Consider the following 14184-nt stretch of genomic DNA (forward strand, 5'->3'; position numbering starts at 1 on the left):
AGGCCAGGGCCGGCTCGGCGGCCAGCCGGTCGCGGGCGGTGAACAGCGCGCGGGACAGCGCCAGCGCGGTGGAGCGCTCCTCGGCCGACAGGTAGCGGTTGCGGCTGGACAGGGCCAGGCCGTCCTCCTCCCGCACGGTCGGCACGCCGACGATCTCCACGGGGAAGTTGAGGTCCTTGACCATCCGCCGGATCAGCGCGAGCTGCTGGGCGTCCTTCTCCCCGTAGAAGGCGAGCGTGGGCCGGGTCAGGTGCAGCAGCTTGGCCACCACCGTCAGCATGCCGTCGAAGTGCCCGGGCCGCGACGCGCCCTCCAGGCGCTCGCCGGCGGGCCCCGCGCTGATGCGCACCTGCGGCCGGCCGCCGGGGTAGACGGTGTCGTCACCCGGCGCGAAGACGACGTCCGCGCCGGCCCGCTCGGCGATCCTGGCGTCGGACTCCAGCGTCCGCGGATACCGGCCGTAGTCCTCGCCCCGGCCGAACTGCAGCGGGTTGACGTAGACGGTGACGACCAGCTGCCCGCCGCGCGGCAGCCGCTCGCGGGCGGCACGGATCAAGGCGGCGTGCCCCTGGTGCAGCGCTCCCATGGTCATCACCACCGCCCGCGGGGGTCCGCCCCCGGCGGGCAGCGCCGCGTGCAGGTCCTCGGCGCGGTGCAGCACGGAGAAGGTCATCGCTCCTCGTCCCCCAGTACGCCCAGCAGTTCCTGGGCCAGCTCCGGTTTCAGCAGACCGTTGTCCAGTGCCCGGTCGGCGGTGGTGCGGGCCATCGCCAGGTAGCCGGCGAGCGCCTGCGGGGCGTGCGCGCGCAGCTCGGCGACGTGTGCGGCGACGGTGCCCGCGTCACCGCGGGCCACCGGGCCGGTCAGCGCCGCGTCGCCGGACCGCAGGGCGTTGTCCAGGGCCGCGCCCAGCAGCGGGCCGAGCATCCGGTCCGGCGCGGCCACCCCGGCGGTGCGCAGCAGTTCCATCGACTGGGCGACCAGCGTCACCAGGTGGTTGGCGCCCAGCGCCAGGGCGGCGTGGTAGAGCGGGCGGGCCCGCTCCTCGATCCACTCCGGCTCGCCGCCCATCTCGATGACCAGCGCCTCCGCGGCCAGCCGCAGCTCCTCGGGGGCGGTGACGCCGAACGAACAGCCGGCCAGCCGCTGGACGTCCACCGAGGTGCCGGTGAACGTCATCACCGGGTGCAGCGCCAGCGGCAGCGCGCCCCTGCGCAGGGCGGGGTCCAGAACGGCGGTGCCGTAGCGGCCGGAGGTGTGCACCAACAGCTGGCCCGGCCGTACGGCGCCGGTGCCGGCGAGCCCGGTCACCAGGCCGGGCAGGACGTCGTCGGGGACGGTGAGCAGCACCAGGTCGGCGCGGGCCAGCACCTCGGCGGGGTCGGCCAGCTCCACCCCGGGCAGCAGTTCCGCGGCCCGGCGGCGGGAGGCGTCCGAGACGCCGGAGGCGGCGACCGGCCGGTGTCCGGCCAGAGCGAGCGCGGCGCCCAGCGCGGCGCCGACGCGTCCGGCACCGACCACGCCGACGGCGAGCCGGGCCGGACGGTCGTGTGCCTCGGTGGTGAGGGGTGCGTTCACGGCGGGAGGGCCTCTTTCGGTCCATGCGTTCCGGGCCGCGGCGCGGTCCCGGACGTGTACCGGCCATGCTACGGGGCACCGGACGCCGCGGCCCCGGCGCCCGGGCAGCCCCGCACGCCGTCCGGTGGCCGGAACGCTCCCGCCGGCCCCGTCCCGTCAGGCTCCGCCCCGGGCCCGCACCAGGCCCGTCTCGTAGGCCAGCACCACCGCCTGCACCCGGTCGCGCAGCCGCAGCTTGGCCAGGATGCGCCCGACGTGGGTCTTCACCGTCGCCTCGGACACGAAGAGGGAGGCGGCGATCTCACCATTGGACAGGCCCTGGGCGACGAGCAGCAGCACTTCCCGTTCCCGGCCGGTCAGCAGTCCGAGGCCGGGGTGGGAGACGGCACCGGTGGCCGGGAGGATCGCGGCGAAGCGGTCCAGCAGTCTGCGGGTGGTGGTGGGAGCCACCACGGCGTCGCCGCTGTGCACGGAACGGATGGCGGCCAGCAGCTCGTCCGGCGGCACGTCCTTGAGCAGGAACCCGGAGGCGCCGGCCTTCAGGCCGGAGAAGGCGTACTCGTCCAGGTCGAAGGTGGTCAGGATCAGCACCGACGGGCTGCCCGGCCCGCCCTGCCCCTCCTGGCACACCAGCCGGGTCGCCTGCACCCCGTCCATCCGGGGCATCCGCACGTCCATCAGGATCACGTCGACGGTGGTGGTCCGCAGCACGTCGAGCGCCTCCGCGCCGTCGCCGGCCTCGGCCACCACCTCCATGTCGGGCTGGGCCGCCAGCACCATGCGGAAGCCGGTGCGCAGCAGCACCTGGTCGTCGACGAGCATCACGCGGATCGGCGCCGAGCCGTCCCGCGCCCCGTCGTCGTGCTCCCGGTCCGTCTCCGTCGTCATGTCTCCGCCGCTCCCGCTGTTCCGGCCGATCCGGCTGATCCGGCCGCTTGTTCCGTTCCCGGCGGGTGTCCCGCGCCTCCGCGGCCGGCCGGCTCCGCGTCGCCCAGCGGCAGCCTGGCCAGGATCCGGAAGCCTCCGCCCGGGCGGGGTCCGGCCTCCAGCCGGCCGCCGACCATGCCGACCCGCTCCCGCATGCCGATCAGCCCGTGGCCCTGCCCGTCGGCGCCGCCGTCCCGGTACAGGTCGCGCTGCGCGCCGCGGCCGTCGTCCTCGGCGAGCACGGTGAGCAGGCCGCCGTCGTAGGTCAGCCGGACCGTCGCGCCCGCCAGCGGACCGCCGTGCTTGCGGCTGTTGGTCAGCGCCTCCTGCACGATCCGGTAGGCGGTGAGCTCGACCCCGCTGGGCAGCGGCCGGGGGGTGCCCTCGATCCGGAAGTCCACCGGGAGCCCGGCGTCGCGGACCTGGTCCACGAGGTCCGCGAGCTGCCCCACGCCGGGCTGCGGATGGTAGCCCTGCGCGGAGGCCTCGTCGCCCTCCGCCGGCGCCCGCAGCACACCCAGCAGCCTGCGCATCTCGGTGAGCGCCTGCCGGCCCGTCTCGGAGATCGTCTCCAGGGCGCCGCGGGCCTGCTCCGGCGCGGTGTCCAGGACGTAGGCGGCGCCGTCGGCCTGGACCACCATCACGGACACGTTGTGCGCCACCACATCGTGCAGTTCACGGGCGATCCGGGCGCGCTCGGCCGCCACCGCCATCCGCGCCTGGGTCTCCCGTTCCTCCTCCAGCCGCGCGGCGCGCTCCTCCAGTTCCGCGTAGTAGGCGCGCCGGGTGCGCAGCGAGTCCCCGAGCACCCAGGCCAGGCAGAAGGCGACGGTGAGGAAGACGGTCTCGACCGCCGTGGCGGCCGGCGACTCCTCACCCCCGGACCAGCGCAGCACGGCCAGCGAGGGCGCGATCAGGGAGGCGGCGAGCGCCGCCCGGGAGGGCAGGCGCGGCGGGCGGGAGGCGACGGTGAAGGTGATCAGCAGGAAAGCGAAGTTCAGCGGCAGCGGCGGAAGGTCGGTGATCAGCTGCAGCGCCCCGGTGGCCAGGGCCAGCGCCAGCATGGCCTCCGGGAAGCGGCGCCGCAGCGTCACCACGGTGGTCAGAGCTCCCAGGACCGCCAGCCCCGGCAGGGGCTCGACGGACATCTGCGAGTCGGCGGCGAGCAGGGCCGAGGGAACGAACAGGATGAACGCCCAGCACCCGTCCACCCCGGTGGGGTGACGGCGCAGGAAGTCGTACAGCCGGTTCACGTCACCCAGCGTAGGCAACCGGGAGGCGAGAGGAGTCACCCGGACGACCGATCCACGAGACCGCCAACTAGTCCTCAGGGTGGACAACGCGCCGTACCGTGTCCTGCGTGAGCACTGGTGAGGCGTGGGACGGGCGGCGGCCGGTCCGCTGGCGGACCGCCGCCGAGCGGGCGCTGTACGGCCCCGGCGGCTTCTTCGTCCGGGAGGCGCCCGCCGCCCACTTCCGGACCTCCGTGCACGCCTCGCCGCTGTTCGCCGGCGCGGTCGCCCGGCTGCTGCTGCGGGTGGACGAGGCGCTGGACCGCCCGGGAGAACTGGCGCTGGTGGACGTCGGCGCGGGCCGCGGTGAACTGCTGGCCGGGGTGCTGGAGGAGCTGCCGGCGTCCGTGGCCGGCCGGGTGCGGGCCTGCGCGGTGGAGCGGGCGCCCCGCCCGGAGGGCCTGGATCGGCGCGTGAGGTGGCGGGAGCGGCTGCCCGGCCCGGTCACCGGCCTGCTGTTCGCCAACGAGTGGCTGGACAACGTGCCGGTGGACGTCGCGGAGACGGACCCCGCGGGAGTGCCGCGGTACGTGCTGGTGGACGGCTCCGGCCGGGAGTCCCCGGGGGACCCGGTGACCGGTGCGGACGCCGCGTGGCTGCGCCGCTGGTGGCCCGGGTCTGCCCGGCCGGGGACGCGGGCCGAGATCGGGCGGCCGAGGGACGCCGCCTGGGCCGCCGCGGTGGGATGCCTGCGCCGCGGTGTCGCGGTCGCCGCCGACTACGCGCACAGCAGGGAGAGCCGGCCGCCGGCGGGCACCCTGACCGGCTACCGGGACGGGCGGGCGGTGGCTCCGGTGCCGGACGGCGGCTGCGACCTGACCGCCCATGTGGCCCTGGACGCGTGCGCGGCCGCCGGACGCCCGGCGGGCGGGGCGGCGGGGGACGCGGCCCCGGTGCTCTCCTCGCAGCGCGAGGCGCTGCGCGCGCTGGGCGTGGACGGCCGGCGGCCCCCGCTCGCGCTGGCCTCCCGGGACCCCGCGGGGTACGTCGCCGCGCTGGTCCGGGCGGGCGAGGCGGCGGAACTGCTGGACCCGGCGGGGCTGGGCGCCTTCGGCTGGCTGGTCCAGCCGGTGGGCGTCCCCTCCCCCCTGCCGCCCGGCGCCCCGCGCTGAGAGGGCTACTTGTCGATGTCGCCGACGACGAAGAAGAACGACCCGAGGATGGCGACCATGTCGGCCACCAGCGTGCCGGGCAGCAGTTGGCTCAGTGCCTGGATGTTGTTGAACGAGGCGGTCCGCAGCTTCAGCCGGTGCGGGGTCTTGTCACCCTTGGACACCAGGTAGTAGCCGTTGACCCCCAGCGGGTTCTCCGTCCAGGCGTACGTGGCACCCTCCGGGGCCTTCAGCACCTTGGGCAGCCGCTGGTTGACCGGGCCCGGCGGCAGCTCGGCGAGACGGTCCAGGCAGGCGTCGGCCAGTTCCAGCGCGTTGCGGGTCTGGTCCAGCAGCACCTCGAAGCGGGCCAGGCAGTCGCCCTCGGTCCGGGTGACGACGCGCAGCGTGTCCTGGAGCTCCCCGTAGGCGAGGTACGGCTCGTCGCGCCGCAGGTCGAAGCCGACGCCGCTGGCGCGCGCGATCGGTCCCGACACCCCGTAGGCGTGGACGGTCTCCGGTGCGAGCACGCCCACGCCCTTGGTGCGCGCCCGGAACACCTCGTTGCCCGACACCAGGTCGTCGATCCGGCCCAGGCCCGACCGCACCTTCGCCACGGCCTGCCGCGCCCGGCCCGTCCAGCCTGCCGGGAGGTCCTCCTTGAGGCCGCCGACCCGGTTGAACATGTAGTGCATCCGCCCGCCGGACACCTCCTCCATGACGTGCTGGAGGTCCTCCCGTTCGGAGAAGGCGTAGAAGATGGGTGTGAGGCCGCCCAGCTCCAGCGGGTAGGAGCCCAGGAACATGAGGTGGTTGAGGGCCCGGTTCAGCTCGGCGAGCAGCGTCCGCAGCCACACGGCGCGCTCGGGGACCTCCATGCCGAGCATCCGCTCGACGGCGAGCACCACGCCGAGCTCGTTGGAGAACGCCGACAGCCAGTCGTGCCGGTTGGCCAGCACGATGATCTGCCGGTAATCCCGGGCCTCGAACAGTTTCTCCGCCCCGCGGTGCATGTAGCCGACCACCGGTTCGGCCCGGGAGATGCGTTCGCCGTCCAGGACCAGCCGCAACCGCAGCACCCCGTGGGTGGAGGGATGCTGGGGGCCGATGTTGAGCACCATGTCGGTGCTCTCCGCCGCGCCGCCCACGCCGACCGTCGCCTCGGTGATGCCCGTGCTGTCCGCCATGCCGGACAGTGTGGCAGCTCTCCGGACCGATGCCTACGCGCTGTCACGCCCGGCCCTCTAAGCTCGACGGCATGGACACCGTGGCGGATGGGCCGCAGCAGGACGGCGGAGAGCGGCCGGGAACCGGCGAGTGGCTGGGGGTGCGCCCCGGGCTGCTCACCATGCGGCGGCTGCTGCTGGCGCTGTGGCTGGGGCCGGTGGTGGCGACGGCCGCCGTGCTGCCCGCGCTGCTGGGCGCCCCGCGGTGGTCGCTGCTGGGGCTGCTGCCGGCCGGCATCGTCTGCTGGGCCTGGTGGGTACTGGGCCGCAACTGGCGCTCCTGGCGGTATCTGGAGCGCGCCGACGACCTGCTGATCCGGCGGGGCATCCTGTGGCGGCAGCTGACCGTGGTGCCCTACGGAAGGATGCAGCTGGTGGAGGTCACCTCGGGCCCGCTGGAGCGCAGGTTCGGGCTCTCCCGGCTGCAACTGCACACCGCCGCGGCCGCGACCGACGCGGCCATCCCCGGCCTGGACCCGGCGGAGGCCGAGCGGCTGCGGGACCGGCTGACGGAGCTGGGCGAGGCCCGCTCGGCAGGGCTGTGAGCGCCATGGAGGACTTCGTACCGGACAGCTCCCCGGCCAGCCGGCCCGTCCCGCGCGAGGAGGACACCGGACCGGAGGCCCCCGGGCCCGGGGGGACCGCCCCGGAACCGGACCGGGCGGCGCAGGTGCCGGGGACGATCCAGGACGCCGTGCGGGACGACGACCCGGCCGCCGCGTTCCCCGGCGGCCGGGGCAAGCGCCTGCACCCGGTGACACCGTGGCGGCGGGCCTGGGCGCCGCTGGCCGGCCTGTTCGCGATCTTCATGCAGAACCCGGAGCGGCTCCGCGCCTGGGTGACCGCCCTGGACCTGGGCTGGATCCTGCTGCTGGTCGTGCTGTTCCTGGCGTCCGCGGCGGCCTACGGCTATCTCTCCTGGCGGGTCACCCGCTACCTGGTGACCGAGACCGAGCTGCGCATCCGCACCGGCCTGCTGTTCCGGCGCACCGCCCATCTGCGGCTGGACCGCATCCAGTCGATCGACGTCAGCCGCCCGCTGCTGGCGCGGGCGCTCGGCGTGGCGAAGCTGAAGATGGACGTGGTGGGCTCCGGCTCCAACGACGAACTGGCGTTCCTGGGCGAGACGGAGGCCCGCGATCTGCGGGCCGAACTGCTGGCGCGGGCCGCCGGCATAGCCCCGGAGGCCGCGCCGACGGCCGGGGAGGCGCCGGCCCGGGAGCTGTTCCGGGTCGAGACCAGGACTCTGGCCCTGGCCCTGGCCCTGCTGGGCAGCGGCTGGGGCGCCCTGCTGGCCGTGCTGGTCATCCCCCCGCTGGTGTGGCAGTTCACCTCCAGCGCCTTCGCAGCGGTCGTGGTGGGTCTGCCGATGATCGCGGCGGTCTGGCAGAGCAGCGTGGGCGGTTTTCTGACCCAGTACGGCTGGACGGTCAGCGAGTCCCCGGACGGCCTGAGGCTGGATCACGGCCTGCTGCAGAAGGACCACGCGACGGTCCCGCCGGGCAGGGTGCAGTCCGTGCGGATCGTCGAGCCGATGCTGTGGCGGCCGCGCGGCTGGGCCCGGCTGGAGCTGGAGGTCGCGGGAGCGGGGAACGAGAGCGGCCTGCTGGTCCCGGTCGCCAGCCGGCAGGTGTGTGCGGCGCTGATCGGCCGGATCCTGCCGCAGGTGGACATCGACGAGGCGATGGCCTCGGTGCGCCTGGCGCCGCGGCGGGCGCGCTGGGCGGTGCCCGTCTGGCGCCGCGGCTTCGGCCACGGCGTGACGGACACGGTCTTCGTGGCCCGGCGGGGCCGGCTGCGCCGGGTGCACACGCTGGTGCCGCACGCGAAGGTGCAGAGCGTGCGGATGACGCAGGGGCCCTGGGAGCAGCGCCTGCGCCTGGCCGACATCCACGTGGACCACGGTGCCAACGGAACGGCCACCGCCCGCCTGCAGGACGCGTCGTACGCGGCGGGCGAGGTGTCCGCGCAGGCGGACCGGTCCCGGCTGGGCCGCCGGACCGCCGCCCCGGAACGCTGGCTCACCACCGGCCCGCCCCCCGCCGTCCCTCCGGCGGACCCGTCCTGACAAGGAGGCGTAGGCGTGTCAGCCGATCTCGGCGATGCCGCCCTCGCCCGGTTCCTCGTCGTCCTCGTCCTCGCGGTCGATCAGGACGGGTGATCCGTGGTGGGACCACATCTTCCAGCCGCCGTCCTCCGTGCGCCGGAAGACGTTCGTGGCCACCACCAGGCCGCCGACCAGAGGACCGGCGGTGCCGTCGTCCTCGGCCGGGCCGCCGCTGAGGATGTTCTCCGTGCAGGTCACCAGCGCGGTGTCTCCCAGGACGGACACCTCGACGTCGGTGAGGAAGAACTGGATGTACTCGGTGTTGGCCATGATCAGGGCGTAGGACCGCATCACCTCGTCGCGCCCGGTGAGCACGGGCCAGCCGGGGTGGACGACACTGATCTCCTCGTCCAGCCAGTGGCCGGCCATCGCCTCGAGATCGCCCTTCTCCAGAGCGTCGTACAGCGCGGTGTTCGCGGCTTCCACCGCTTCGATGTCGGTGCGGGCACTGCTCATACCGATCCCTCCGCTCCCTCCGCGGCCGGTCCGCCTGCCGGGTGTGCCGTCTTCGCCCCGTTCGTGCTCGTGGCCGTCCTTTCCGTGCTCCCCGCTTCTTCCGCGTCCGCGGCCTCGTTCACGGCCCGCACCACCCGTACCGCGTCCGCGCTGGCCCGGACCTCGTGCACCCGCACGGCCCAGGCCCCGGCGTGGGCCGCGAGCGCCGAGACCGCGGCCGTGGCGGCGTCCCGCTCCCGGGCGGGCGGCGGGCTGCCGTCCGGACCGGCCAGGACCCGCCCCAGGAACCGCTTGCGGGAGGCGGCGATCAGCAGCGGCCGGCCCAGTTCGCGGCGCAGCCTGCCGGCCGCCGCCACCAGCGCGAGGTCGTGCTCGGCGCGCTTGGCGAAGCCCAGGCCGGGATCGACGACGATGCGGTCGGCCTCGATACCGCCGGCGACGGCCCGGTCCAGGCCGGCCCGCAGTTCGCCGATCACCTCGGTGACGACGTCCCCGTAGACGGCCCGGTCGTTCATGTCGATGCTCCGGCCTCGCCAGTGCATCACCAGATAGGGGACCCGCGCGTCGGCGACCACCGGCACCATCGAGGGGTCGGCCCGCCCCCCGCTGACGTCGTTGACCAGCCGGGCGCCGGCGGCGACGGCCTGCCCGGCGACCGACGCCCGCATGGTGTCCACGCTGACGGTGACCCCTTCGGCGGCCAGGTCGCGCACCACCGGGATCACCCGGCGCAGCTCCTCGGCCTCGTCCACTCGGGAGGCGCCCGGCCGGGTGGATTCCCCTCCCACGTCGATCAGGTCGGCGCCCTCCGCCACCAGTTCCAGACCGCGTTTGACCGCCGTCTCGGGGTCGAACCAGCGTCCGCCGTCCGAGAAGGAATCGGGTGTGACATTGACCACCCCCATGACCGCGCAGCGATTCCACCGGGGCAGCCCTCTCACCTGGCCGCGCGAGTTCCTCATGTCCCCAGAGTAGGTCCTGTGCTGCCCGCCGGGGCGCGGCCGGGAGTAGCGGGCGCCGGCACGGGGAAGGGATGCGGCACTCCGGCGCATGAGTGCGACGACATCGCAGGTCACCCGTTCGAGCGGTACCGGAGGGGTGACCGCGTAGGTCCTTGCACGGCCGGGTATGCGCGGCGACGCCTGATGATCATGGCCCGGCCCCTTCCCGACCCCACGGGCGGGGCGGTGCACGGCTCGCAGGTAGATTCGAAAGCCGGGTGCGCCGCGGCGCACCCGGACGCCGGATCCCGTGCCGGAAGGACAATCCGACCCGAGGGAGTGACGCACGATGGACCGTATCGCCCTGCGCGGGCTGCGCGGCCGGGGCTTCCACGGCGTGCTCCCCCACGAGCGCGCGAACGGCCAGCCTTTCGTGGTGGATGTCGAGCTGTGGCTGGACACCCGCCCGGCCGCGGCCGAGGACGACCTGACCCTGACGGTGAACTACGGCACCCTGGCCGAGGAGGTCACGGCTGTCCTCACCGGTGAGCCGTGCCGGCTGATCGAGACGCTGGCACAACGGATCGCGGATCACTGCCTCACGTACGACGCGGTGCTGGAGGCCGAGGTGACCGTGCACAAGCCGAAGGCCCCGATCCCCGTTCCCTTCGACGACGTGACCATCACCATCAAGCGGAGCCGATCATGACCCCGAGCACTGCGTCATCCCCCGACCCGACCGTCCAGCCGGTCCCGGCCTCGGTGGTGCGCCAGGTCGACGCCGCCGACTCCACGCTGCACAACCCGAAACGGGCCGTGCTCTCCCTCGGCAGCAACCAGGGCAACCGGCTGGAGACCCTGCAGGGCGCGATCGACGCGCTCGCGGACACCCCCGGCCTGCGGGTCAAGGCGGTGTCCCCGGTCTACGAGACGGAACCGTGGGGCGTGGAGCCCGGCAGCCAGGCCACCTATTTCAACGCCGTGGTCCTGGTGAGGACCACCTTGCCGCCCTCCTCCCTGCTGGAGCGCGCGCACGCCGTCGAGGAGGCGTTCGCGCGCGTGCGGGACGAGCGCTGGGGGCCGCGCACCATCGACGTGGACATCATCGCCTACCAGGGTGTGGTGTCCGGCGACCCCGCGCTGACGCTTCCTCACCCCCGGGCCCATGAGCGTGCCTTCGTGCTGGTGCCGTGGCACGATGTCGAACCCGGCGCCGAGGTGCCCGGGCACGGGCCGGTGGCGGGGCTGCTTCCGGAGCTGTCCGGCCAGCAGGTGACGCTCCGCGCCGACCTGGAGCTCGTCCTGCCGGACTGAACCGGGGCCGGGCCGGATGCGCCGAGGACCGACCACGACGAGGGGCACACACAGCGGTGGAGCAACTGCGGATCCGTACGCTGATCGGACTGTTCGTCGCGGCGTTCGCCCTCACCTGGGCCGGTGCCGGGCTGTGGGACACCTGGGGAACGCCGCCCGCCGTCCCGCTGCTGGCCCCGGTGGTGCTGGGCGCCATCGCGGTGGTGCTGCTGGCGACCGCCTTGTCGCTGCGTTCCCGGCTCCGCGCCCAGCGTGACCGGGTGCCGGGCGCGCGGGGGGTGGAGCCGCTGATGGCGGCCCGCGCGGTGGTGCTCGGACAGGCCAGCGCGCTGGTCTCGTCGGTGGTGGCGGGCATGTACGGCGGCTTCGGGCTGTTCCTGGTGCTGGAGTACATGGAGGTGGCCAACCGCCGCAGCCAGGCGCTCTACGCGGGTCTCTCGGTGCTCGCGGGTGCGGCGGTGTGCGCGGTGGCGGTCTTCCTGGAGCGGGTGTGCAGGCTCCCGGGCGATGACGACGACCCCCTGGGCAGCCCGGTGTGATGCCTCAGGCGTCCGGAACGGTCTCCAGCAGGACATCCGCGCGGGCCAGCTCCCGGGCGTCGGCGTCAATGGAGCGACGCAGCGCCTCATGCAGCCGGGCCGGGGTGAGAACCCCCAGGAAACGGTCGCCGTCCAGCACGGCTATCCAGCCCGCGTCGTACTGCAGCATCGTGCTGAATGCCTGCTTCAGCGGGGCGCCCACGGGCAGCCACGCCTCCATCCGCCGGGCGTGCGCGGCCACCTGCCCGGCGGGCGAGACCATGCCGTCCGCCCCTTCGGCGGGCACCCAGCCGTGCAGTGCGCCCTTGCCGTCCAGGACCACGGCCCAGCGCGCGCCCTGGTCGCGCATGGCCGCGACGGCGTCGCTCATGGTGTCCGTCAGCCGGACCACCGGCGGCTGCTCCAGGTCTCCCTCCTCCACAGGGGTGACCGACAGCCGCTTCAGGCCCCGGTCGGCGCCGACGAAGGAGGCGACGTAGTCGGTGGCGGGGGCGCCGAGCACGGTGGCCGGCGTGTCGAACTGCTCGATGCGGCCGTGCCCGTAGACGGCCATCCGGTCCCCGAGCCGGACGGCCTCCTCGATGTCGTGGGTCACGAACAGCACCGTCTTGCGCACCTCGGCCTGGAGCCGCAGGAACTCGTTCTGCAGGTGCTCGCGCACCACCGGGTCCACCGCGCCGAACGGCTCGTCCATCAGCAGCACCGGCGGGTCGGCGGCCAGCGCCCGGGCCACCCCGACCCGCTGCCGCTGCCCACCGGACAGCTGGTCGGGATAGCGGTCGCCGTGGACGGAGGGGTCCAGGCCCACCAGGTCCAGGAGTTCGGCCGCGCGCTCCCGGGCCGGTGCCCGCCGCCACCCCAGCAGCCGCAGGACGGTGGCGGTGTTGTCCAGCACCGTGCGGTGCGGGAAGAGCCCGGCCTGCTGGATGACGTAGCCGATGCGGCGCCGCAGCAGCACCGGGTCGATGCCCGCGATGTCCTCGCCGGCCAGCAGGATGCGCCCCTCGGTGGGCTCCTCCAGCCGGTTGACCATCTTCATGGTGGTCGTCTTGCCGCAGCCCGACGGCCCGACCAGGGTGACCAGTTCGCCCTCGGCCACCTCCAGGGACAGCCCGTCCACCGCGACGGTCCCGTCCGGGTAGCGCTTGGTGACGTCCTCGAACAGCAGCATGTACCACATTCTGACAGTCGTAACGGTTAGGGTCCTGTGCGTGAGTGCGAATGGCTGCCTGGCCGCCAACGACTGGATCTGCGGGGAGTACCTCCGCACCCGCGGCCAGGAACTCGTCGACGCCACCGCCCAGCACGTGCTGATCAGCACGTCCGCGGTCGGCATCGCCGTGCTGGTCGCCCTCCCCCTGGCGCTGCTGGCCCGCGGCCGGAAGTCCGCCGCGGGGCCCGTGCTGGGCCTCACCACCGTGCTCTACACCGTGCCGACGCTGGCCATGTACGCCCTGCTGCTGCCGGTGTTCGGGATCTCCGCCGCCGTCGTCGTGTGCGGCCTGGTGCTGTACTCGCTGACGGTCCTGGTGCGGAACATGCTGACCGGCCTGGAGTCCGTGCCCGCCGACGTCCGCGAGGCCGCGCGCGGCATGGGCTACGGGCCCGGCCGGCTGCTGCTCACGGTGGAGCTCCCCCTGGCGCTGCCCACGGTGATGGCCGGGGTGCGGATCGCCATGGTGTCGGCGATCTCGCTCACCACGGTCGGCGCCATCGTCGGCCACGGCGGCCTGGGCAACCTCATCTACAGCGGCATGAACAGCTACTTCAAGGCCGAGGTGCTGACCGCCTCGGTGCTGTGCGTGGTGCTCGCGGTGGTGGCCGACGTGCTGCTGCTGGGGGTGCAGCGGCTGCTGACGCCGTGGGCCCGGGCGCGCGCCGCGGGGCGGCGGCCGCAGGCGGCCCGCACACCGGAGAAGCGGACCCCGGGGGCGGCATGGACGTGATCGCGGACAGCTGGTCCTGGCTGACCACGGCGGACCACTGGTACGGCACCGGCGGCGTGTGGCAGCGGCTGGGCGAGCACCTCTATCTGACCGGCGTCTCCCTTCTGCTCGCCTGCGCCGTGGCGCTGCCGCCGGCCCTGTGGCTCGGCCACACCGGCCGCGGCGGCGCACTGGCCGTCAACATCTCCAACGCCGGGCGCGCCGTGCCGACCTTCGCCGTGCTGGTGCTGCTGGTGCTCAGCCCGCTGGGCAGCCACGGCGACCTCCCGGTGATCATCGCGCTGGTGCTGTTCGCCGTTCCCCCGCTGCTCACCAACGCCTACGTCGGGGTGGCGGAGGCCGACCGGGACGTGGTGCAGGCGGCCCGCGGCATGGGCATGTCGCCCGGCCAGCTGCTGGCCCGCGTCGAGCTGCCGCTGGCCTTCCCGCTCATCGCGACCGGGGTGCGGACCGCGGCGGTGCAGATCGTGGCGACCGCGACCCTGGCCGCACTGCCGGGCGGCGGCGGGCTCGGCCGCATCATCACCGCGGGCTTCGCCACCCACCGCACGGCGCAGGTGGTGGCCGGTGCGGTCCTGGTGGCCCTGCTCGCCCTGCTGGTCGAGGGCCTGCTGGTGCTCGGCCAGCGGCTGCTCGACCCGATGGCACGCCGTCCGCGGCACCCCCGGGAGAACCGGCAATCCGTTCGACGCCCGGAGAACCGGGCAGACACAGTGGAGCCGGGCACGCACCCCGCGTGACCCGAACCGAAGAATGGGTGGACACCG

At 74.4% G+C, this 14184-nt stretch carries 16 protein-coding genes; 8 read left to right on the top strand and 8 right to left on the bottom strand.

Annotated features, from left to right (window positions below):
* The 4 genes from panC to ABD299_RS20895 all read right to left on the bottom strand — a co-directional run.
* A partial coding sequence (gene panC / locus ABD299_RS20880; protein WP_344264902.1) for a pantoate--beta-alanine ligase occupies positions 1-673 on the bottom strand: 673 nt, incomplete at its 3' end.
* Positions 670-1578: a Rossmann-like and DUF2520 domain-containing protein gene (locus tag ABD299_RS20885; RefSeq protein WP_344264905.1), complete on the bottom strand. Its 909-nt coding sequence runs from the start codon at positions 1576-1578 to the stop codon at positions 670-672. The genes ABD299_RS20885 and panC, both read right to left, overlap by 4 nt.
* Before the next feature lie 156 nt (positions 1579-1734).
* Positions 1735-2466, bottom strand: a complete 732-nt coding sequence (locus ABD299_RS20890) for a response regulator (RefSeq protein ID WP_344264908.1) — start codon at positions 2464-2466, stop codon at positions 1735-1737.
* Complete coding sequence (locus tag ABD299_RS20895) at positions 2463-3758, bottom strand: sensor histidine kinase (protein WP_344264911.1); 1296 nt, start codon at positions 3756-3758, stop codon at positions 2463-2465. The genes ABD299_RS20890 and ABD299_RS20895 overlap by 4 nt, the downstream gene beginning before the upstream one ends.
* Before the next feature lie 98 nt (positions 3759-3856).
* Between ABD299_RS20895 and ABD299_RS20900 the strand changes: the two genes are divergently transcribed.
* On the top strand, positions 3857-4909 hold the full coding sequence (locus ABD299_RS20900; RefSeq protein WP_425581385.1) for an SAM-dependent methyltransferase: 1053 nt from the start codon (positions 3857-3859) through the stop codon (positions 4907-4909).
* Between the two features lie 5 nt (positions 4910-4914).
* Here the strand turns inward: ABD299_RS20900 and ABD299_RS20905 are convergent, their stop codons facing one another.
* Entirely contained in the window at positions 4915-6075 is a 1161-nt protein-coding gene (locus ABD299_RS20905) for an NADH-quinone oxidoreductase subunit D (protein ID WP_344264917.1), read from the bottom strand.
* A gap of 71 nt (positions 6076-6146) precedes the next feature.
* Between ABD299_RS20905 and ABD299_RS20910 the strand changes: the two genes are divergently transcribed.
* Positions 6147-6659: a PH domain-containing protein gene (locus ABD299_RS20910; RefSeq protein ID WP_344264920.1), complete on the top strand. Its 513-nt coding sequence runs from the start codon at positions 6147-6149 to the stop codon at positions 6657-6659.
* 5 nt (positions 6660-6664) lie between these two features.
* Positions 6665-8182: a PH domain-containing protein gene (locus tag ABD299_RS20915; protein WP_344264923.1), complete on the top strand. Its 1518-nt coding sequence runs from the start codon at positions 6665-6667 to the stop codon at positions 8180-8182.
* An 18-nt stretch (positions 8183-8200) separates the two neighbouring features.
* Here ABD299_RS20915 and ABD299_RS20920 read toward each other — a convergent pair whose 3' ends face one another.
* Both ABD299_RS20920 and folP read right to left on the bottom strand, forming a co-directional pair.
* Positions 8201-8677, bottom strand: a complete 477-nt coding sequence (locus ABD299_RS20920) for a nuclear transport factor 2 family protein (protein ID WP_344264926.1) — start codon at positions 8675-8677, stop codon at positions 8201-8203.
* Positions 8674-9639 (bottom strand): dihydropteroate synthase, encoded by a 966-nt coding sequence (folP, locus tag ABD299_RS20925; RefSeq protein WP_344264929.1) that lies wholly within the window; start codon positions 9637-9639, stop codon positions 8674-8676. The genes ABD299_RS20920 and folP overlap by 4 nt, the downstream gene beginning before the upstream one ends.
* Before the next feature lie 328 nt (positions 9640-9967).
* Between folP and folB the strand changes: the two genes are divergently transcribed.
* From folB to ABD299_RS20940, 3 genes are read left to right on the top strand one after another with little or no spacing between them, the layout of a single operon-like run.
* Positions 9968-10327: a dihydroneopterin aldolase gene (folB, locus tag ABD299_RS20930; protein WP_344264932.1), complete on the top strand. Its 360-nt coding sequence runs from the start codon at positions 9968-9970 to the stop codon at positions 10325-10327.
* Complete coding sequence (gene folK / locus ABD299_RS20935; protein WP_344264935.1) at positions 10324-10932, top strand: 2-amino-4-hydroxy-6-hydroxymethyldihydropteridine diphosphokinase; 609 nt, start codon at positions 10324-10326, stop codon at positions 10930-10932. Before folB ends, folK begins: the two co-directional genes overlap by 4 nt.
* A gap of 56 nt (positions 10933-10988) precedes the next feature.
* Positions 10989-11471: a DUF3180 domain-containing protein gene (locus tag ABD299_RS20940; protein WP_344264938.1), complete on the top strand. Its 483-nt coding sequence runs from the start codon at positions 10989-10991 to the stop codon at positions 11469-11471.
* 4 nt (positions 11472-11475) lie between these two features.
* Here ABD299_RS20940 and ABD299_RS20945 read toward each other — a convergent pair whose 3' ends face one another.
* Positions 11476-12642, bottom strand: a complete 1167-nt coding sequence (locus ABD299_RS20945) for an ABC transporter ATP-binding protein (RefSeq protein ID WP_344264941.1) — start codon at positions 12640-12642, stop codon at positions 11476-11478.
* Here ABD299_RS20945 and ABD299_RS20950 point away from each other — a divergent pair.
* Together ABD299_RS20950 and ABD299_RS20955 are read left to right on the top strand one after the other, a co-directional pair.
* Positions 12641-13417 carry an ABC transporter permease gene (locus ABD299_RS20950; protein ID WP_425581386.1) on the top strand — a complete coding sequence of 259 codons (777 nt, stop codon included), beginning with the start codon at positions 12641-12643 and terminating at the stop codon, positions 13415-13417. The genes ABD299_RS20945 and ABD299_RS20950 overlap by 2 nt on opposite strands.
* Positions 13408-14157: an ABC transporter permease gene (locus tag ABD299_RS20955; protein WP_344264947.1), complete on the top strand. Its 750-nt coding sequence runs from the start codon at positions 13408-13410 to the stop codon at positions 14155-14157. The genes ABD299_RS20950 and ABD299_RS20955 overlap by 10 nt, the downstream gene beginning before the upstream one ends.
* The last annotated feature ends 27 nt before the right edge of the window (positions 14158-14184 follow it).

It is taken from the genome of Streptomyces sodiiphilus (assembly GCF_039529215.1).
Taxonomy (GTDB): domain Bacteria; phylum Actinomycetota; class Actinomycetes; order Streptomycetales; family Streptomycetaceae; genus Streptomyces; species Streptomyces sodiiphilus.

Bases quoted from the DNA above. Each gene is read 5' to 3' on its own strand.
- ABD299_RS20890 (WP_344264908.1), bottom strand. From the start codon at position 2,466: ATGACGACGGAGACGGACCGGGAGCACGACGACGGGGCGCGGGACGGC.
- ABD299_RS20905 (WP_344264917.1), bottom strand. From the start codon at position 6,075: ATGGCGGACAGCACGGGCATCACCGAGGCGACGGTCGGCGTGGGCGGC.
- ABD299_RS20910 (WP_344264920.1), top strand. From the start codon at position 6,147: ATGGACACCGTGGCGGATGGGCCGCAGCAGGACGGCGGAGAGCGGCCG.
- ABD299_RS20915 (WP_344264923.1), top strand. From the start codon at position 6,665: ATGGAGGACTTCGTACCGGACAGCTCCCCGGCCAGCCGGCCCGTCCCG.
- ABD299_RS20920 (WP_344264926.1), bottom strand. From the start codon at position 8,677: ATGAGCAGTGCCCGCACCGACATCGAAGCGGTGGAAGCCGCGAACACC.
- folP (WP_344264929.1), bottom strand. From the start codon at position 9,639: ATGAGGAACTCGCGCGGCCAGGTGAGAGGGCTGCCCCGGTGGAATCGC.
- folB (WP_344264932.1), top strand. From the start codon at position 9,968: ATGGACCGTATCGCCCTGCGCGGGCTGCGCGGCCGGGGCTTCCACGGC.
- folK (WP_344264935.1), top strand. From the start codon at position 10,324: ATGACCCCGAGCACTGCGTCATCCCCCGACCCGACCGTCCAGCCGGTC.
- ABD299_RS20950 (WP_425581386.1), top strand. From the start codon at position 12,641: ATGTACCACATTCTGACAGTCGTAACGGTTAGGGTCCTGTGCGTGAGT.
- ABD299_RS20945 (WP_344264941.1), bottom strand. From the start codon at position 12,642: ATGCTGCTGTTCGAGGACGTCACCAAGCGCTACCCGGACGGGACCGTC.
- ABD299_RS20955 (WP_344264947.1), top strand. From the start codon at position 13,408: ATGGACGTGATCGCGGACAGCTGGTCCTGGCTGACCACGGCGGACCAC.